A 19,416-nucleotide genomic window follows, 5' to 3' on the forward strand; every position below is an offset into this window, starting at 1 on the left:
AACTTAGAATTTTATTTTTAATGAGAATTGAAATTGTCTTGGGTCAAAAAGTGCTGTTGGAGGACTCTTAAAACGTCCTTCATCAAATGTCACCACACGAAAGTTATTATTAACTGTTGAAACATTAACACGGTTAAATAAATTAAATACTTCTGAAATTAGCTCAAGTTTTAAGTTTTCGCCTAAAGAAATACTACGAGAAAGCCGCATATCTACAGAAGCAAACCCAGGGCTAATTCCAACATTACGACCTAGAGAGCCTATTTCTGCTGGCCCAGGGATAGATAACATTCCTGTTGTAATATCTACATTTGGACGATCTGTTACAGAAGATTGATCTAGATTGGTATCTGTACCAGTTAAAATATTAAAAGGTCTACCAGAAGATAACTCAATAATTGGTGAAAATGTAGTGTCAGCTAGTAATTTTCTAAAACCTGCACTATTTTGCTTAAATGGGCTTTTAAGAACACCACTAATAACAAAGCGATGGCGTTGGTCAAATAGCGATAAACTGCGCTCTAGTCCAGGTCTACGATTATCTTGAGGTTGGAGCAAGGATTGTAAATCTGTTGAATCATCAATGGTTTTTGAGTAGCTATAGCTAGCTTGAAGTTGTAGATTGCCTGAAAAGCGTTTGGTTACATTAAAAGAAACACCATGATAGACAGAACTAGAAGTTGCTTCTTGTACTCCTACAGTACCAAAGGGAATTGGTCGATCTGTTTTAACAAAAACTGGATTTGGGCCAGAAGGTCTAAAAAAGTTGTTAATTACTCTATCTGTCGCGCTTGCTGTCAAAACACGCCTTCCATCAGGAGCATTTCGATTAACTGAATGAGGAAGTTTGCGACCGCCTGTAAATAAATAAGTCACCTGTAATGCTGTATCTGAAAATAGCTCATGTTCAATTGTTAGATTGACTTGATTGGTATAGGCAAATTGAAAATCTCTATCTACAGGTAAAGTAAATGGAAGCAACGCGCCATAACCAACAAATGCTGCTTTAGGGTCAAAACGCGACTGACCTGATAAAAATCTAGCTCCTCGATCAATGCCAGGTGTTGCAGGTAGTAATGTGCCTTGGAAAATTTGTGCTGCATTAAGACTATTATTTGGTAATGGACTACCACCAGGTGCAATTAATTGTGGTGAAGTAACACCATTTGCAAATACTGAGTTACCAGCAATAAATAACAATGGATTATCATAAAATAAACCGTATGCAGCACGAATTACTGTTTTACCATTTCCTCTTGGGTCATAAGCTATTGCAATGCGTGGAGCTATATTATTTCTATCTCTTGGTATGCCTTGCATTACATTAAGAAATCTTTCTGCTGCATCTACTTGCTCAGCACTAAGTGTTAACCTATCTGTAGAAATACCAGTAGCAGGAAAAGAAGGTGTTAATTCAAAATCATAACGTACACCATAATTTAGTATTAAGTTAGGTCGTATTTTCCAACTATCTTGACCATAAAATCCAAATTGAGTGTTATTAACTTCAATACTAGAATTTCCAAAGCCTTGAATAAAAGTTTGAGGAAGCCCTAATCCATAAGCTTGAACTGCTGTAAATGATGGTGCGCCAGCAAACATTGGACTAACTGATGTTGCTGCTAAATCCCCAAAGTTAAATACTCCAGAAAAATTTAGCTCAAACATAAATGGCGATGTCCTAACAAAATTTACTGAAGCTCCAAATTTAGTTGTATGTTGGCCTATGATATAAGAAAAATTATCTTTTATTTCATAAACTCTTTCTTGTCTTGAAGCAGGTGAAAAAGGCTCACGTCCAAAAAATGCTGCTCCAGGTATATTGATTGCTACATTAGCACTAGAGGAAAATATAGCAGAACGACGACCAAAGTTAAAAATAAACTCATTTATTTTTGTGTTATCTAAAATACTGGTTAACTGAGCTACTGCCGCAGTATCTCTTATAGATGCTACTCCAGTACGAGATACATCGTTGAGGCCAAAAGGTTGATTTTGCCCAGATGATTGAATACCTGTAGTTGTGATAGGAGTAAAATTATAGCGTGCTGAAAGCCGGTTATTTAAGTTTATTTGTTGGTCTACTTTGGCAGAGTAAAAAGTAAAGTCATCTTTTATTGGGTACACATTTTGTGCTGTAGTAAATGTGCGGAAAATCCCAGGAATTGCTCCTAATTGTCCATTAGAAGCTAAAAATGTTGGTAAAAATACGGCTGCACCTGTAGTTGGGTCAATTCCTGTTTGAGCTACTGAGGCACCAGAACGGGCAAACATTGCATAAAGATTGCCTACACTAGGATTATTAGCAATAAAAGCTTGTTGTGCAGGTGTTAAATCAAAAAGGGTAGAATCTCGCCCAATATCAGAAAAACCTGATTCACGCCGACGTGTTTGATCCAAAGATAAAAAGAAAAATGTCTTATCACGCTTTATCGGGCCACCAAAAGTAAAACCATATTGACCACGAGTAAAAGCTGGTTTTGGATTAGCTCCAACTGGAGGAAAAGCTAGTGCATTGCGGGCCTGGATTGCTCTTTGACGTAAAAATCCAAAAGCATTGCCATGAAATTCATTTGTGCCAGATTTAGTAACAATATTAACTACACCGCCAGCCGTGCGGCCATATTCAGCAGCAAAACTATTTATTACTACTTGAAATTCTTGAACAGCTTCTTGTGAAATTGTAGAACGCGCACCTTTAGAACCATTATCAATATTATCTGCCCCATCAACTTGCACTAGATTAGAGCGTGCGCGTTGACCAGCAAAATTTAATCCTGTTGTTGGGGCTGGGCCTAAGGGCGGGGTATTATCCCGACCAATTAAAGCATTGATAAAAGCAAAGCCTAAAAAATTTCGCCCATTGATTGGTAAATTATCTATTCTATTTGAATCTACGGTTTGGGTGACAGCACTTTTAGTAGTTTCTACTATTTTTGTTCCAGTTACTACTACTACATTAGACTCACCAGCAATATTCATTGTTACATCTAATGAGCCTATCGAACCAAGCACAAGGTTAAATAGTTGTTTATAATCAGCAAAACCTGGAGCAGATACAATTAATTCATAAGTACCCGGACGAAGTGCTAAAAATTGATAAGTCCCATCTTCATTAGCTGTAATTGTTCGTTCAAAATTAGTTTCTGGATTTCTAACAACAATATTTGCCGCAGATATAACACCTCCAGATTGATCTTTGATAACTCCAATTAAATCTGCTCCTGTTGCTCTTGATTGTGCAAATATATCCTTAGTAGTAACTTGAAAGAAAATAAGGCATAAAAACAGAGAGTAGAAAAATACTAAATACCGTTTTTTCATAGGATTAACCTTTTACTTAATGATTTATCTAATTAATTTTGTTGAGAAATGGAATCGCTTTTGAAGTAAAACTAGTAGCAAATTTACTAGCTTTTTATCTCCTGGTAAAGCTATTTTTTAAGATTTTTGTCTAACCTAATTATCCCTAATTTAAGTAAAGATATTTTGGCAAACAAAGAACACTACAAATTTAAGCGAAGGGGGCAGATTTTTATACAAAATACTATTAATAACTAAGCTATTTGGCCTAAGAAACTTTCTCCTGCACCTAATTTTAAGTTAAAATTTTCTGCTATAGTTTGACCAATATCAGCCAAACTCTTTCTTAAACCTAAATTGACACCTTTCCGCGCATTTTTACCATAAGCAATTACTGGAACATATTCGCGAGTATGATCTGTTGAAATATCTGTTGGGTCACATCCATGATCAGCACTAATAATTAGTAAATCATCTGGCTGCATTGCTTCAAAAACTTCTGTTAGGCGATTGTCAAAATCTTCTAAGGCTTTAGCATAACCTACTACATCATTACGATGACCAAAAAGCATGTCAAAATCCACTAGGTTAGTAAAAATAATGCCATGAGAATCTTCTTTTAACGCATCAATAGTGCGATCCATTAACGACATATTATTTTTAGCTTTAACTTCTTTAGTTACACCACGATCACAATAAATAGAGCTAATTTTTCCTATACAAACCGTGTCCAAGTTAGCTTGGAATAGTTCATCTAGAAGGGTATTTGGAGGAGGGGAAATTGCGTAATCATGGCGGCGTTCTGTACGAGTAAAATTTCCTACAGTGCCAATAAATGGACGGGCAATTACGCGCCCTACTTCATGTTTTCCTCTTAGGATTTCTCTAGCTATTTCGCACATTTTATAAAGTTCTGGAATAGGGATAATTTCTTCGTGTGCTGCAATTTGAAAAACGCTATCTGCGGAAGTATAAACAATTGGATAACCAGTTTTTATATGCTCTTCGCCAAGTTCGGCAATAATTTCTGTTCCTGATGCAGCGATATTGCCTAATGTTTTACGACTAATAGCAGTCTCAAAAGCATTCATTACATCATCTGGAAAACCATTTGGATATGTTGGAAAAGGTGTCTCAGTGATAATGCCAGCCATTTCCCAATGTCCAGTTGTGGTATCTTTACCACGAGAGGCTAAAGCGGCTCGTCCATAGCAACCAATAGGGTTATCAGAAGGTGATAAAGGTAAATTTCTAATATTGCCTAAGCCTAATTTTTGTAAATTAGGAATTTTAACTTCACGTGATGCCAAAATATGTCCAAGTGTATCACTTCCAGCATCACCATATTCTGCGGCATCAGGCATCTCGCCAATACCTAAAGAATCACAAACAATAATGGTTACTCGACCAAAAGGAGACGGCATAAAACCTCCAAGCTAGATCTTGTTTTGGGAAATATAATAACTGAGGTGAAAAGATTTTATCTCATTGTAATTAATAGAAAAACCGCTTTCTCCGTTTAAGTTGAGTTACTTAGTTTGCCAGAGAATCGGAAAAATATTTCTCTTATTTTTTGTATTGTGGGCTAAAATAAATTTTACCTTAAAAATAGTTTTAGTGAGCATTCAATAAAATAATTTAGTAATTAACTGTAGAAATTAATAATGTTTTTAGAAAAAGACTACCTCTATCATAGTGATTGTCGGGATATTTTGCCTAAATTACCAGATAGTTGTGTTGATCTCATTATCACCTCTCCACCTTATGCAGACCAACGCAGTAATACTTACGGAGGAATAAAACCAGATGATTATGTTAACTGGTTTTGCCAATAACTAAAGAATTGTTCCGAATATTAAAACCAACAGGAACTTTTATCTTAAACATTAAAGAAAAAGCTGTGAATGGTGAACGGCACACTTATGGTTTAGAGCTAATCATTGCTTTACGTAAACAAGGATGGTATTGGACAGAAGAATTTATTTGGCATAAAAAAAATTGTTATCCAGGTAAATGGCCTAATCGATTTAGGGACGCTTGGGAAAGATTATTACAATTTAATAAGTCTAAAAAATTTAATATGTACCAAGAAAATGTAATGGTTCCAGTAGGAGATTGGGCAAAAAACAGGCTTAAAAACTTAAGCGAAGTGGATAAAATACGAGATACTTCTAAAGTGGGAAGTGGATTTGGCAAAAATGTTTCTAACTGGATAGGTAGAGATTTGGTTTATCCAACTAATGTTTTACATTTATCTACAGAATGCGCCAATAAAGAACTAGTGCAGCTTTTCCTGTAGAACTTCCTTCTTGGTTTATAAACTTATTTACCCAAGAAGGCGATATAGTTTTAGATCCTTTTCTTGGTTCTGGAACAACAGCTAAGGCAGCTTACCAATTAAAACGCCATTATATCGGGATAGAGATTCAGGAAGACTACTATATAAAAAGTAAAAAAAATTTAGAATTATTAACTAATTTATCTCAACCTTATTTATTTGTTGATGTTAAGTAACGAACATAGTTCTAATTAAGGATAATATAATTAAGTAGAGGATTTTCTTAATGTCGTCACAAATATGGCAATATTTTCTTATTTAGGGGAAAATGTTGTAATCCCTTTTTATGAAAAGCGATTGGAGAAACTAAAAAAACTCAGCTTAAAGGATATTTTGCAAAGAAAAAATCCGTATCTTTTCAAAGCTAAAAACATAATGACTGCTGCTGAATTTGTAGAAAGCATTTTGATGGCCTATTTATCTTCTCAAGAAGAAACTATTTTTGGAGATTTACTAGAAAAATTTGCTCTTTATGTTTCATATATTGAATATCAAGGAAAAAAGTCAAATTTTAAAAGTGTAGATTTAGAATTTGAAAAAGAAAATGTTTATTACATTGTAGGAATAAAATCTGGCCCAAATTGGGGCAACAGTGATCAAATTGCACAAATGAGAACTAATTTTAAGCTTGCAAAAGAAAAGTTAAAAAATAATGGAGTTAATAAAGAGATAATTGCAATTAATGGTTGTATTTATGGAAAAGATAACCACCCATTTAAAACACATATTGAGCTAGAAAAAGCTTATTACAAATATTGTGGACAAGATTTTTGGGAGTTTATTTCAGGAGACAACAACTTATACCGCGAAATTATTACACCCATAGACAAAGAAGCTAAGAAAAAAGATGAAGTATTTAAGATAGCTTATGTAGGTAAATTTAATGAAATGACCCAGGAGTTTATGAGACATTTTATTACTGATAATCAAATAGATTGGGTAAAGTTAATAGATTTTGTTTCTCAAAGGAAAAGCTCTTAGAACTCTAGACTAAGATTTTATGTATGTCGAAGTTGCATTGCCGCTTTATATTTTTCAAACCTTTACTTATCTTGTTCCTAAAGAAATAGAGATAGATGTACAGGTAGGGTGTCGCTGTTTAGTCCCTTTTGGCAAACGTTCAATGGTGGGCTATATTGTTGCTTTGCATGATGAAATAGACACAGAAATTGAATCAATTAAAGAACTTTTAGTAATAATTGATGAAGAACCAATAATTATTGTTGAAGTATTAGAGCTAACCCGCTGGATTTCTGATTATTATTATGCTCCCTGGGGAGAAAGCATTAAGGCTGCTTTGCCTGCTGCAATAAATGCTGCTGTAGAGGTAACTATTTCTGTTACTGAAGCAGGCCGTGAGCAATTAAATAGCTTGGATGCTAGCCGAATTGAACGTTCTACAAAATGGAAAGTTCTTGAACAAATGGCAAGCAACAAAAACTTAAAATCCCTAGAAAAAGACTTTCAAAAATCTAGGTTGAGTTCTATAACTCGTGAGCTAGAGCAAACTGGGCTAATTCAAGTTGAACACCAACTAGAACAAAAAACACGCACTAAAAAACAAGCCGCAGTTCGCTTAAATCCTAATTTCACTATAGAAGAATATATAACAAAAGAATCTCAAGAACTTTCTACTAATCAAAAACGAGTGATGGATTATTTAGCTGCTTCAGCAACTGCGCCATTTCTTACTGAGCTACTAGATGGCTTAAACATCAGTGTTTCAGTAATTCGCACATTAGAAAAGCGTGGTCTTGTAGAAATATTTTTCCAAAATGTCCGACGTAATCCGCTAGCCCATATGGAACAGCCTGCTTTAATGCCTACATTAAGCTTAACTGATGCTCAAGCCGAGGCTTTAGAGCAGATCGTTACAGCTATTTTTGCTGAAGAATATGCTACATTTCTATTACATGGCGTTACGGGTTCAGGAAAACAGAAATCTACTTAAGAGCAATGCGAGCAGCAATAGAAATTGGAAAAACGGCTTTAATGTTAGTGCCAGAAATCGCTCTAACACCTGTTTTTTCACGTCGTCTTTGTGAACATTTTGGAGAATCAGTAGCAATTCTTCACTCTTCGCTTTCAGAAGGAGAACGCTTTGATGAATGGCAGCGAATTTATAGAGGCGAAGCTAAAGTAGTTATTGGGACACGATCAGCCGTATTTGCTCCTATTCGTAATCTAGGGCTAATTGTTGTAGATGAAGAACATGAAACGTCTTATAAACAAGATGAAGTACCACGTTATAACGGTCGAGATAGCGCGATAATGCGAGCCTTAAAAGCTCAAGCAGTAGTAATTTTAGGTAGTGCAACACCCTCACTTGAGACTTACCATAATGCTTACTTAAAAAAATACCAATATATTAGTCTTCCTGAACGAGTAGCAAAACGTCCGCTAGCCAAAGTTGAAGTTGTAGACATGCGCGAAGTTTTTCGCCGACATGGAAAAATGCAGATTTTTGCTGATGAACTTATAGAAGCTATCAAAGAAGTACAAGCAAAAGGCGAACAATCCATAGTTTTACTTAATAGACGGGGTTTTTCTGCTTTTGTTATTTGTCGTAGTTGTGGTCAATCAATACGTTGCCGCGATTGTGCTGTAACTTTAACTTATCATCGGGAAGCTAGCCGGCTGATTTGCCATTATTGCAACTATCAAATAGGCGTTCCTCAAGCTTGTCCTAATTGTAAAGGCCCATACATTTATTATATGGGCGAAGGAACTGAGCAACTAGAAGCAAAAATTAAAGAACTTTTTCCAGAAAATAAGATTGCTCGACTAGACCGAGACACTACACGAAGGAAAGGAAGTTTTGAGAAAATTTTAGGTGAATTTGCTGATGGATTAATTGAAATTTTAGTTGGTACACAAATGATTGCTAAGGGGCATGACTTTCCTAATGTTACTTTGGTTGGTGTAGTTTCAGTTGATGCAGGGCTTTCAATGCCAGATTTTCGTTCTGCTGAACGAACTTTTCAGCTATTAACCCAAGTTGCTGGTCGTGCTGGTCGTGGAAATAGTCCGGGACGAGTAATTATTCAAACTTACCATCCTGACCATTACTCTTTACAACACGCTTGTAAGCAAGATTACCTAGCTTTTTACCAGCAAGAAATTAACTTTCGTCGCTCGCTCTACTATCCACCTTTTAGCGTGCTAGTAAATATAATTATTAAACATAAAGAGTTATCTCAAGCTCAGGCTCAAGCCGCAGAACTAGCTAAACAACTAAGAACAGCTAGCGGAGATGATAGAACCATCCGTATTTTAGGCCCGGCTACTGCTCCTTTAGCACGACTTAGAGCAGAACACAGACTGCAAATTTTAATTAAAGCTCGCTCAAGAACTAGGGCGCGGGAAATCTTAGATTTAGCAATGAATAGCTTAAGCTATAATCAGCAAGATCTAAGCTCTATCAATATTGAAGTTGATCCAATTGATTTAATGTAATAATCTTTCGGTTTTTAACCTTTTCATTTATTAATTAAAAAGGTAGCTTGGCTATGGAAATTATACCTGCAAATTTAGTTTTAATTATTGCTGGACTAGCTGTTTTAGCAATAGCAGCAGTCGTTTTTTGGATTGGGGTTAAAATTACAAGTTTTATAACTAAAGTTATTATGTGGGCCATTGGCTTTATAATATTTTTAGCTGCATTAGGTATTTTGTTTCATAAATTTTTACCTAGAATTTATTTTCCATAAATAAAATATACTCAACTCACGGAGAGAAATTAATGTTATTAACTTTACATCGCACAATAAAAGAACAACTTCAAACAGCAGTTAAAAAGAGCTTTGATATAGAACTAGCACTAAGCGATATTATGTTAGAATATCCACCAAAAAGCGAAATGGGAGATCTAGCTTTTCCAATTGCGTTTGAAATTGCAAAACGGCTAAAAGTGGCTACAGGAACAAAACAAAATCCAAGACAAATAGCTGATAAAATTCGCGGTGAACTTACTTCCATAGATAAAGTAGCACGTATAGAAACAGCCGGAGCAGGATACTTAAATTTCTTTCTTGATAGAGGTGCTTTTTTTCAAACAAGAGCGACAGCAGAAAAATGTGTAAAGCTTGATGAAATAACAGGCGGCAAGCTAATTGTTGAACATACTAGCATTAACCCAAATAAAGCTGCACATATTGGGCATGTTCGTAATGCTGTACTAGGTGACACAATTGTTAGAATGTTAAAAGCTAGCGGCGAGACAGTAGAAACACATAATTATATTGATAATACGGGTGTTCAAGTTGCTGATGTCGTTGTAGGCTTTAAGTATTTAGAAAAGAAATCTTTAGCAGAAATTGAAGCTATAACAGAAAAATTTGATTATTATTGTTGGGATCTTTATGCACAAGTGGGAAAATTCTATGAAGAGGCCCCAGATAATAAAAAGCTACGTGCGCAAACCCTTCATGAAATTGAACATAACCTTGGCGACACAGCTATAATGGCTGAATATGTTTCTAATCGTATTCTAAAAACTCATCTTGATACAATGTGGCGATTAGGTATTACTTATGACGTACTGCCTAGAGAAAGTGATGTCTTACATCTAAATTTTTGGCAAACAGCTTTTGAAAAACTAAAAGAAAAAGAAGCAATTTATTTTGAAACCGAAGGTAAAAACAAAGGTTGTTGGGTGATGAGAGCAGAAAATAAAGCTGAAACTGCGCCTACAACCGAAACCGAAGCAACTGATTATGAGGCTGATAAAATTCTAGTTCGTTCTAATGGTACAGTTACTTATACAGGTAAAGATATTGCTTACCATTTGTGGAAATTAGGCCAACTAGGGCTAGATTTTCAGTATCAAGAATTTTACAAGTACCCAACAGATAAAAAAGTTTGGATAACAACTTCAAAAATTGCTTCTGATAATGCAAAAGGCTTAGATTTTGGTAATGGAGTAGCCTATTTTAATGTTATTGATGTAGGGCAATCTTACCCACAAGCTTATGTAAAATTAGGGGTTAAGCTGCTTTCAACAGATGATCGAATTGATCGTAGTTCCCATTTAGCTTATGAAAAAGTAGTTCTAACCCCAGCTAGTGCGAGGGAATTAGGCTATGAGCTATCAGAAGAAGAAAGTAAACGTAGCCAAATTAGTATGTCAGGACGTAAAGGTTTAGGTGTAAAAGCTGATGATTTAATTGATAAGCTAATAGAGAAATCACGTCCAAAAGTTGATGAACACCATCCAGAAGCAAGTGTAGAAGAGCGTCAAGAAATTGCTCAACGTATTGTTGTTAGTGCATTGCGCTATTTCTTACTGAAATATACTCGTAGCTCCATTATTGCTTTTGATTTTGATGAAGCACTAGCATTTGAAGGCGAAACCGGCCTACCTACTTTATGCCGTAGTTCGCATTAATAGCATTTTCCGTAAATTAGCAGAAAAAAATAGAGCTATAGAATTTACTTTAACAGATAATGAAATCAATGAATTATTGGCAGCTAAAGATGATAAGGGTTGGGATGGCAATTATCTTTGGAGTTTAATTTATTTTGCTAGTAGACTTCCTGATGTAGTGTGAATGTCTATAAACTCATTAGAACCAACACATTTAGCAAAAATATTCTCATCAATTAGCTTCAAGTTTCAATAATTTCTATAACTTAAAGAAAGATGCTAAAGTTGTTTATAAAATTGTTGATGAGCCAGATACAAAACGTTATCAACTGCTAGTAGCAATTATGAGTTTTGTTCGCCAGCAATTAAAACAAGCTCTTTGGATATTAGGCGTTGAAGTACCAGAAAAAATGTAAATTTGGGGTATTGTGGAAAATATCCCATGCATAAGTAGCAAAATACTAAGAAAACCGACTGCTTCCTCAATAATACTAATAGTGATAATAAACGGACAATAACCTTTTAATGAGTCACTTGTTAGTTCTTACTCTTTATATTCATATAAAAAATATTCGTTTTACTAACTTTGTAGAAAGGAAAGCTATTTTTATTAGATAAATATGGCTTGACATATATAATTTTTGAAACATAATATAAACATATTCGTTGAGGCATATATCAATTAACTAAAAAGGAGATTTACACAATGAATAGCTTACCAATACAAAGCCTAAAAGCGCATATTTCACTAAATGTTAGCAATGTTGAAAATAGCATTGAATTTTACAAAAAACTGTTTGGCATTGAACCATTAAAAGTACGTAAAGGATATGCTAAGTTTGATGTACAAAACCCACCTCTTAACCTAGCACTTAATCAAATAGCAGTAAAAGATCGAGGCGTGCTTTCCCATCTTGGGATACAGGTTGCAACAACCGAAGATGTTATGGCAGTGCGTGAGCAATGGATAAAGGAAGGACTTACGCCTCGTGATGAAATGCAAACTAATTGTTGTTATGCAATTCAAGATAAAACCTGGGCCCAAGACCCTGATGGTAATGAGTGGGAAGTTTTGTAGTACTTCAAGATAACTTAGCGGAAACTTCTATGTGCTGTGTAACTGATGACAGTAAAGAAGTTAAAACAGAAAATGCTTCTTGTCAGACTACAAATTTAGAAACTTTACAAGCAACTGCCTCTTGTTGTGGAACTAGTGAAGTAGCAGCAAATCTAGTGGGCTTATCTAGCAAAAAACAATAGTAAATCTAATCAAGGATAAAATTATGAGTAACTCAAGTGTAGCAAGCCGACTTTCTTTTCTGGATAGATTTTTAACTTTGTGGATATTTCTAGCTATGGGTTTGGGTGTTAGCTTGGGTTATTTTTATCCTGAAGTTGTTCCAATGCTTAATGGTTTAAGTGTTGGGACAACTTCAATTCCTATTGCTATAGGGCTAATTTTGATGATGTATCCACCCCTAGCTAAAGTACGCTATGAAGAAATGGGAAGGGTTTTCCATAACTTCAAAATATTAGGATTATCTCTAGTACTAAATTGGGTAATTGGCCCATCGCTAATGTTTTTATTAGCAATAACTTTGCTAACCGACAAGCCAGAGTATATGATAGGGTTGATTATGATTGGAATAGCACCATGTATTGCTATGGTGTTGGTTTGGAATGAGTTAGCTAAAGGTGATTCTGAATATTGTGCTGGACTTGTAGCTTTTAATTCCATTTTTCAGGTTTTCTTTTATCCAATTTATGCTTACTTTTTTATTACACTTCTACCTACTTGGTTTGGATTAAAGAGTATTACGGTAAATATAACTGTTTTAGAAATTGCTAAAACTGTATTTATTTACTTAGGGATCCCTTTTCTAGCAGGAATAATAACTCGCTTTTCCTTAATAAAATTAAAAGGAAAAGATTGGTATCAAACAAGTTTTATCCCTAAAATTAGCCCATTAACCCTTATTGCTTTACTATTTACAATTATTGTTATGTTTTCTCTAAAAGGAGGAGCAATTATAGAACTACCATTAGATGTAATTAAAATTGCTATCCCTTTACTAATTTATTTTGTTGTAATGTTTGTATTTTCGTTTTTTATGAGCAAAAAATTACAAGCTAACTATGCTCAGTCGGCTACACTTTCTTTTACTGCTGCTTCAAACAATTTTGAGTTAGCTATTGCTGTAGCTGTAGCAACTTTTGGTATTCATCATGGGGCTGCTTTTGCTGCCGTTATTGGGCCACTGGTTGAAGTGCCAGTCCTTATAGCTTTGGTTAATGTCGCGCTTTGGTTTGAAAAAAGATATTTTCCAGAAAATTTATCTACCAAAGAAATTAAATTATGTAAAACAACATAAAGAAAAGGTGATTTATAATGAGCAATTTACCAAGAGTTTTATTTGTATGTGTAGAAAATTCTTGTCGTAGCCAGTTGGCAGAAGCTTTTGGAAAAATTCATGGTCAAGCAGTTATTGAAGTTTATAGCGCGGGTTCTCGACCATCTGGAACGGTAAACCCTAAAGCTATAGAAGCAATGAAGGGAATAGGCTACGACCTTACCCAACATAAATCTAAATCTTTAGAAGATATTCCTACAAGCGAATATGAATATGCAATTACAATGGGATGTGGTGATGAATGTCCATTTATAGTTGCTAAAAATAGAGAAGATTGGAAAATTCCCGACCCAAAACATATGTCTACAGACGAATTTAAGGAAGTCCGAGATTTAATAGAGTCTAAAGTTAAAGACTTGATTGCAAATATTTCCAAATCATTATTATATTAAAAGACATAAATTTTCAGAATAACGACAAAATTAAAACAGGTTACTTAAGTAATGTCTAAAATGTCTCCTCAAATAGTTGTTTGTGGTGCTGGAATGGCGGGTATTTCGGCTGCTTATCATCTAACAGTTAAACACAAAAAACGTGTTTTAATTATTGATGAAGGTCAACCGCTTTCACTTACAAGTAACAAAGGCACTCAAGCTTATCGTAACTGGTGGCCTGGCCCAGATGATACTATGGTGAAGTTTATTAATCGTAGTATTGAGCTTATAGCAGAACTTGCAGAAAAAACTAATAACCATTTTGGGCTTAATCAAAGAGGCTATCTTTTTTGACTGCTCAAGAGAGCCAAATCAACAATTGGAGAAAATCATCCCAAGAAATTTCTAAACTTGGAGCAGGTGAGTTTAGAGAGCATTCTAGCCTAGATAATTACTTACCAACATTAACGGAAAACTTTAATAAAACACTCTTAGGAGCAGATTTAATTTTAGATCCAGAGTATATTAATAAGCTTTATCCTTTTCTTACAAAAGATGTTAAGGCTGCTTTGCATATTCGTCGTGCTGGTTGGATGAACTCTATAAAGCTAGGAGAATGGCTTAAAGAAGAAGTAGAGCGATGTGGAGGAGAATTTCTTTTAGATAAATTAGAGTCAATAAAAGTAATAAATAATAAAATAGTTTCTATTAAACTAGCTTCTGGCAAAGTCTTAGAGCCAGAAAGTTTAGTTTTAGCTGTAGGGCCTCATCTTAAAAGTGTAGGGGATATGTTAGGGTTAGACTTACCTGTTTTTAATGAATTACATAGCAAAATTACTTTTCCTGATACTAAAAATATTTTTTCAGCAAATGCTCCCTTAATGATTTGGGATGATGAACTTTATTTACCTTGGACAGATGAAGAAAAGCGTTTATGGTCTTCTAATGTTTCTACTAGTTGGCTACTAAATAAATTTCCTAGTGGAGTACACTTAAGGCCAAAAGGAGATAGCAAAAACTTAGAAATAATGATTATTTGGACATATAAACAGCAGATAGAAAAAGATTTTAAGCCAATAAAATTTAATTCTCATTATGGAGAAGTTTTAATTAGAGCAATTTCAAGGATGATTCCAGAAATGTCTCATTATTTCGCTCAAGGCGACAAAGCTTATATAGATGGGGGTTATTACTGTAAAACATCAGAGAATCGCCCATTGATAGGGCATTTACCAATAAGCGGAGTATATATAATTGGTGCATTATCTGGTTATGGCATTATGTCTTCTCAAGCAGCAGGTGAACTTCTAGCTTTACATGTTTTAGGTGAAAAGTTACCTGATTATGCTCCAATGTTTTTGCTTGAACGCTATCAGAATGCTTCTTATCAAAAACTTCTTAAAGAACTTCAAAGCAATTCTGGACAACTTTAATTCATAACAATTTTTTGATGAAAAGATGTTTTGCTCATTATTGGCTTTGTAGAAACAAGCGATTGACGCTAGTAAAAAATCCTCTTATTCTTCAAGAAAACAACTAAAAATCCTTTTTCTACAATCTTTATTACAACCTTTTTACGATTTTATAAAGTTTTTGGAGGCATCCGGCAATGAAAAATCTTAAAACGCTAATACTAGCCTTAGCTTTAGCATCAACACTTACATTTCCTATCCCAACTTTAACAAGAGCAAATAATATGAATAGTCCCAAGCAAGTAGAGTCAGAATTTCCTTGGATTAAAGAAGTCGCAAATAAATTAGAGAGTGAGCTAATTGCTAAACATGGTGAGACTCAGCGAGCAAGATTACAACAAGGTATAAAGCAAGTAGCAAGTTTTTGGCGTGCCGAAGATGGAGACAAAGAAGTTTTTGAGCAATTTGTTAAAGAGCATTTTGCTGGAGATCAAGCTACTTTAGATGAGCTATTTAAGCGTTTTGAGCATAATTTAGAACAACTTGATGGGCATATGCACGAAATTAACCGGGAATTTCGCAATCAATCTGACTTAGATATTGGCCCAATAATGCCTTTTGATGATTTATTTGCTGGTTATGATCCATCGGCACACTTTATTGATGACTTTTTTAAGAATAAATTAGCTTTTGTTGTACTACTTAATTTTCCATTAACTACTTTAGAACAACGCTTAAATGAGGGTGAAAAGTGGTCGCGTCGTCAATGGGCAGAAACCAGGCTAGCACAAAGATTTTCTAAACGTGTTCCAGCAGAAGTTAATTTGGCTATTGCTAAAGTTTCGTCTGAAAGTGAGCGTTATATTTCTGAATATAATATTTGGATGCACCACTTAATAGATGACAAAGGGCAAAGAATTTTCCCTCCAAAATTACGATTACTTTCACATTGGAATTTAAGGGATGAAATTAAGGCTAGTTATAGTGATGCTAACAGTGGGCTAGCTAAACAACAAATGATTCAACGAGTTATGGAACATATTGTTAATCAAACTATTCCAGAAATAGTAGTAAATAACCCTAATGTTGATTGGAACCCTTTGACTAATGAAGTAAAAAAAGCAGCAGTAAAAGATTTTGAAGGTGATGGAAAAGTTGCTGATAATCCTACTAACACGCCTGAGCCTAATACACGTTATGCACAGCTTTTATCAACTTTTCAAGCCGCAAGAAAGGTTGATCCTTATTCACCAACTGCACCAACTTTAATTGCTAGACGTTTTGAAGAAAATAGGGAACTGCCAGAAGCTAGAGTTAAGGCTATGTTGGAGGATGTCGTCTCGTCTCCATTAGTCGCTCAAACTGCTAAATTGATAGAAGCCCGACTTGGACGGCCACTTGAGCCTTTTGATATTTGGTATAACGGTTTTAGACCTCGTGGAAGTTATAGCGAAGCACAACTTGATGAAATTGTATCAAAACACTATCCAAACGGTGAAGCTTATAAAAAGGATATGCCTAATTTGTTGGTAAAATTAGGCTTTAGCAAAGAACGTGCAGAATATTTAGCTAATAATATTGAAGTTGATGCTGCTCGTGGTTCAGGTCATGCTATGGGTGCTTCTATGCGTTCAGAAAAAGCACATCTACGAACTAGAGTTGAAAAAACAGGAATGAATTATAAAGGTTACAATATTGCAGTTCATGAAATGGGGCATAATGTTGAGCAAACGTTTTCGCTTAATAATATTGACCATTTTCTATTGCAAGGCGTTCCAAACACAGCTTTTACAGAAGCTTTAGCTTTTGTTTTCCAAGGGCATGATTTAGAGCTTTTAGGACTAGCTAAACCTGATAGCAAAAGCCAGGCCCTAAAAACACTTAATGATTTTTGGGCAACTTATGAAATTGCTGGAGTAGCTTTAGTTGATATGACGGTTTGGCATTGGATGTATGATCATCCTAACGCTACGCCAGCAGAGCTAAAAGACGCTACTGTAAAAATTGCTAAGGATGTTTGGAATAAATACTATGCACCAGTATTTAAGAAAAAAGATGTTGTTCTACTAGGCATTTATTCTCATATGATTGATGGCTTTATGTATTTGCCTGATTATCCAATAGGCCATTTAATTGCATTTCAAATTGAAGAACAAATGGAAAAAGCAGGTAATATTGGACAAGAGTTTGAACGAATGGCAGTTGTGGGTAGTGTTACGCCTGATATGTGGATGAAAAAGGCTAGCGGCGCACCTGTTGGAGCAGAAGCTTTACTTCATGCTACTAAAAAAGCTTTAACAGAAATTAATCTAAGTAATGCCAAAGCAGAAAAATAAATTAGCAAGTAGATAAGACTAAGCATTTTATATAGTAGTAAGCAAAAAAGCTTGGAACTACTAGATTTTAGTAATCAATGGTTAGGTAGAGAAAAGCTAGTTTTGTTATAATGCAAATTCTCACCTAGCCAAAATTGTTTAAAATCTTTGAGGAATAGCAATGCGTTTATTGAAGTTATTTGCCATTTGTTTGATTCTAACTTTTCCAATTTCTAGTTTAGCTTTTCAGGAAAATGAAGTAAAAGATAAAAAAGAGCAAACAAATAAAAAAGAAAAGAAAGAAAAGAAAGAAAAACAAGATAAAAATAAAAAAGAACAAGATAACCAACAAGAAAATCAAGCCAATACAGAAGAAAATCAAGAACAAACACCAGCACCAAAACCAGAACCTGCTACTAATCCTTTAGTAACACAAATTGAACTAGCAATTTCTCTTAAGCAACTAATTGAGCCACCTGGACAAAACGCTTATGAACTTTATCAAATATTAGCTAAAAATTCTCCAAATGAACCAGCATTAAAAAGCTTAAAAGAAACACTTACTTTAATACTTGGGGATATAGCTAGATCGCCTTTAGAACTTTATGTTCAAGGAGCTAATTATAGCTTTACCCGGGAAGATTGGGCCTCGGCTCAAAAGTATTCAGAACGCTTAAAAACATTACAGCCTAAAGATAAACGCTTTGCTGCATTTGATTTATTTTATCAAGGGATGATCGCTTTAGCTGATAAAGACCCTAAAAAAGCAGAAGAGCTTTTTCGTCAAGGAATAAAAAAAGATGATAAAGCACCCTATTTTTATAATGCTTTAGGACGAGCATTATCTGAACAAAAGAAGGAAGAAGATTCCTTAAAATCTTACTTAAAAGCCGCTTCGCTAGCACCAGATTGGAATTATCCTTTAGTTAATGTTGCGTTAAAATATTTACGACGAGGAAACTTAGAAGAAGCTCAACGCTTTGCTTTAGGAGCATTAAGTGTAAATGTTAATGATGTAGAAGCTCACTCTGTATTAGGTAATATTTATGCTAGTGTTGGGAATTATGATGAAGCAATTAAGGAATATGAAATAGTGATTTCTCAGCGTCCTAATTCTATAGCAGATCAAATTGCTTATGGAAAATTGATGTTAGAAGAAGGGAATTTATTAGCAGCCGAAAGAGCCTTTAGCACGGCATTACAAGCTAATCCTAACGATCAAACAGCAAAACTTTATCTCAGTATTACTACTCAAAGATATTCTGATATTGTGCTTAATGATGCTACTAATCAATTAAAAGATGTTGCCTCAAAAAATAATAATGCCCAAGCACAAGTAGCAATAGCTGAAGGGGCAGCCCATAAAGGTAATACTACGCTAGCTATAGAAGCCTTTCAAGCAGCATTAAAAATAGAGCCTTGGCTTGCAGGTGCTAGATTAAAACTAGCTACCCTATTAGCTCAAACTGGCAAAACAGCAGAAGCCATTGCAGAATATCGTAATGTAAGTAAAACAAACCCATCATTAAAAGAAGCTTATTTTAGTCTTGGTAATTTACTTAGAAGAGAAGGGGATACTAAATCTGCAATTTTAGAATACCGTAAGGCTATTGCTGTAGCACCAAATTTTATACCAGCACATTCTAATTTGGCTATATTACTTCAAGAAATAGGGGAACTTGCGGCAGCGGCTGCTGAGTATCGAGCAATTTTATCTATTGAAGGAAATAATAGTGTTGCTGCTAGTGCATTAAAAGATCTTGAGGTAAAAATTGCTGAACAAAATAAACCTGAACCAGCTAAAACAGTAGAGGAACCAAAACCAACAAAACCAACAGAACCAGCTAAACCAAATGAAGAACCAAAAACTAACATTGAGAATAACAAATAAAAATTTT

16 protein-coding genes and 2 pseudogenes are annotated in these 19,416 nt (G+C 34.8%); 16 read left to right on the top strand and 2 right to left on the bottom strand.

What is annotated here, in order from left to right:
- Window positions 1-3: 3 nt before the first annotated feature.
- Entirely contained in the window at window positions 4-3,324 is a 3,321-nt protein-coding gene (locus tag IPK14_20955) for a TonB-dependent receptor (GenBank protein ID MBK7995754.1), read from the bottom strand.
- Window positions 3,325-3,557: 233 nt separating this feature from the next.
- On the bottom strand, window positions 3,558-4,727 hold the full coding sequence (locus IPK14_20960; protein ID MBK7995755.1) for a phosphopentomutase: 1,170 nt from the start codon (window positions 4,725-4,727) through the stop codon (window positions 3,558-3,560).
- A 240-nt stretch (window positions 4,728-4,967) separates the two neighbouring features.
- Here IPK14_20960 and IPK14_20965 point away from each other — a divergent pair.
- The 16 genes and pseudogenes from IPK14_20965 (at window position 4,968) to IPK14_21040 (ending at window position 19,409) form a co-directional block, all read left to right on the top strand.
- Window positions 4,968-5,817 (top strand): annotated as a pseudogene (locus IPK14_20965) (site-specific DNA-methyltransferase).
- Between the two features lie 64 nt (window positions 5,818-5,881).
- Complete coding sequence (locus tag IPK14_20970; protein ID MBK7995756.1) at window positions 5,882-6,622, top strand: cytosolic protein; 741 nt, start codon at window positions 5,882-5,884, stop codon at window positions 6,620-6,622.
- Window positions 6,623-6,641: 19 nt separating this feature from the next.
- On the top strand, window positions 6,642-7,592 hold the full coding sequence (locus IPK14_20975; protein ID MBK7995757.1) for a hypothetical protein: 951 nt from the start codon (window positions 6,642-6,644) through the stop codon (window positions 7,590-7,592).
- A gap of 5 nt (window positions 7,593-7,597) precedes the next feature.
- The gene (gene priA / locus IPK14_20980; GenBank protein MBK7995758.1) at window positions 7,598-9,097 is read left to right on the top strand and encodes a primosomal protein N'; all 1,500 of its coding nucleotides are present in this window, start codon (window positions 7,598-7,600) and stop codon (window positions 9,095-9,097) included.
- Window positions 9,098-9,150: 53 nt separating this feature from the next.
- On the top strand, window positions 9,151-9,351 hold the full coding sequence (locus IPK14_20985; GenBank protein ID MBK7995759.1) for a hypothetical protein: 201 nt from the start codon (window positions 9,151-9,153) through the stop codon (window positions 9,349-9,351).
- Window positions 9,352-9,383: 32 nt separating this feature from the next.
- Complete coding sequence (gene argS / locus IPK14_20990) at window positions 9,384-11,027, top strand: arginine--tRNA ligase (protein ID MBK7995760.1); 1,644 nt, start codon at window positions 9,384-9,386, stop codon at window positions 11,025-11,027.
- Window positions 10,981-11,190: a hypothetical protein gene (locus IPK14_20995; GenBank protein MBK7995761.1), complete on the top strand. Its 210-nt coding sequence runs from the start codon at window positions 10,981-10,983 to the stop codon at window positions 11,188-11,190. Before argS ends, IPK14_20995 begins: the two co-directional genes overlap by 47 nt.
- Before the next feature lie 37 nt (window positions 11,191-11,227).
- Window positions 11,228-11,422 (top strand): annotated as a pseudogene (locus IPK14_21000) (hypothetical protein).
- A 290-nt stretch (window positions 11,423-11,712) separates the two neighbouring features.
- Window positions 11,713-12,084 carry a VOC family protein gene (locus tag IPK14_21005; protein MBK7995762.1) on the top strand — a complete coding sequence of 124 codons (372 nt, stop codon included), beginning with the start codon at window positions 11,713-11,715 and terminating at the stop codon, window positions 12,082-12,084.
- A gap of 29 nt (window positions 12,085-12,113) precedes the next feature.
- Window positions 12,114-12,266 carry a hypothetical protein gene (locus tag IPK14_21010; protein ID MBK7995763.1) on the top strand — a complete coding sequence of 51 codons (153 nt, stop codon included), beginning with the start codon at window positions 12,114-12,116 and terminating at the stop codon, window positions 12,264-12,266.
- A gap of 23 nt (window positions 12,267-12,289) precedes the next feature.
- Complete coding sequence (arsB, locus tag IPK14_21015; protein ID MBK7995764.1) at window positions 12,290-13,378, top strand: ACR3 family arsenite efflux transporter; 1,089 nt, start codon at window positions 12,290-12,292, stop codon at window positions 13,376-13,378.
- 17 nt (window positions 13,379-13,395) lie between these two features.
- Window positions 13,396-13,809, top strand: a complete 414-nt coding sequence (locus IPK14_21020; protein ID MBK7995765.1) for an arsenate reductase ArsC — start codon at window positions 13,396-13,398, stop codon at window positions 13,807-13,809.
- 51 nt (window positions 13,810-13,860) lie between these two features.
- Entirely contained in the window at window positions 13,861-14,145 is a 285-nt protein-coding gene (locus IPK14_21025) for an FAD-binding oxidoreductase (protein ID MBK7995766.1), read from the top strand.
- Window positions 14,142-15,224, top strand: coding sequence for an FAD-binding oxidoreductase (locus IPK14_21030; protein ID MBK7995767.1), 1,083 nt, complete (start codon window positions 14,142-14,144; stop codon window positions 15,222-15,224). The genes IPK14_21025 and IPK14_21030 overlap by 4 nt, the downstream gene beginning before the upstream one ends.
- A 263-nt stretch (window positions 15,225-15,487) precedes the next feature.
- Window positions 15,488-17,539, top strand: coding sequence for a hypothetical protein (locus IPK14_21035; protein ID MBK7995768.1), 2,052 nt, complete (start codon window positions 15,488-15,490; stop codon window positions 17,537-17,539).
- 160 nt (window positions 17,540-17,699) lie between these two features.
- Entirely contained in the window at window positions 17,700-19,409 is a 1,710-nt protein-coding gene (locus IPK14_21040) for a tetratricopeptide repeat protein (protein ID MBK7995769.1), read from the top strand.
- The last annotated feature ends 7 nt before the right edge of the window (window positions 19,410-19,416 follow it).

The sequence above is a fragment of the Blastocatellia bacterium genome (genome assembly GCA_016713405.1).
Classification (GTDB): domain Bacteria; phylum Acidobacteriota; class Blastocatellia; order Chloracidobacteriales; family JADJPF01; genus JADJPF01.

Excerpts from the sequence above, each read along its gene's own strand:
- IPK14_20970 (MBK7995756.1), top strand. The coding sequence starts at position 5,882 with ATGGCAATATTTTCTTATTTAGGGGAAAATGTTGTAATCCCTTTTTAT.
- IPK14_20960 (MBK7995755.1), bottom strand. The coding sequence starts at position 4,727 with ATGCCGTCTCCTTTTGGTCGAGTAACCATTATTGTTTGTGATTCTTTA.
- IPK14_20955 (MBK7995754.1), bottom strand. The coding sequence starts at position 3,324 with ATGAAAAAACGGTATTTAGTATTTTTCTACTCTCTGTTTTTATGCCTT.
- IPK14_21005 (MBK7995762.1), top strand. The coding sequence starts at position 11,713 with ATGAATAGCTTACCAATACAAAGCCTAAAAGCGCATATTTCACTAAAT.
- IPK14_21010 (MBK7995763.1), top strand. The coding sequence starts at position 12,114 with ATGTGCTGTGTAACTGATGACAGTAAAGAAGTTAAAACAGAAAATGCT.
- IPK14_21035 (MBK7995768.1), top strand. The coding sequence starts at position 15,488 with ATGAATAGTCCCAAGCAAGTAGAGTCAGAATTTCCTTGGATTAAAGAA.
- IPK14_20975 (MBK7995757.1), top strand. The coding sequence starts at position 6,642 with ATGTATGTCGAAGTTGCATTGCCGCTTTATATTTTTCAAACCTTTACT.
- IPK14_21020 (MBK7995765.1), top strand. The coding sequence starts at position 13,396 with ATGAGCAATTTACCAAGAGTTTTATTTGTATGTGTAGAAAATTCTTGT.
- IPK14_20985 (MBK7995759.1), top strand. The coding sequence starts at position 9,151 with ATGGAAATTATACCTGCAAATTTAGTTTTAATTATTGCTGGACTAGCT.
- IPK14_21040 (MBK7995769.1), top strand. The coding sequence starts at position 17,700 with ATGCGTTTATTGAAGTTATTTGCCATTTGTTTGATTCTAACTTTTCCA.
- priA (MBK7995758.1), top strand. The coding sequence starts at position 7,598 with ATGCGAGCAGCAATAGAAATTGGAAAAACGGCTTTAATGTTAGTGCCA.
- arsB (MBK7995764.1), top strand. The coding sequence starts at position 12,290 with ATGAGTAACTCAAGTGTAGCAAGCCGACTTTCTTTTCTGGATAGATTT.
- argS (MBK7995760.1), top strand. The coding sequence starts at position 9,384 with ATGTTATTAACTTTACATCGCACAATAAAAGAACAACTTCAAACAGCA.
- IPK14_21025 (MBK7995766.1), top strand. The coding sequence starts at position 13,861 with ATGTCTAAAATGTCTCCTCAAATAGTTGTTTGTGGTGCTGGAATGGCG.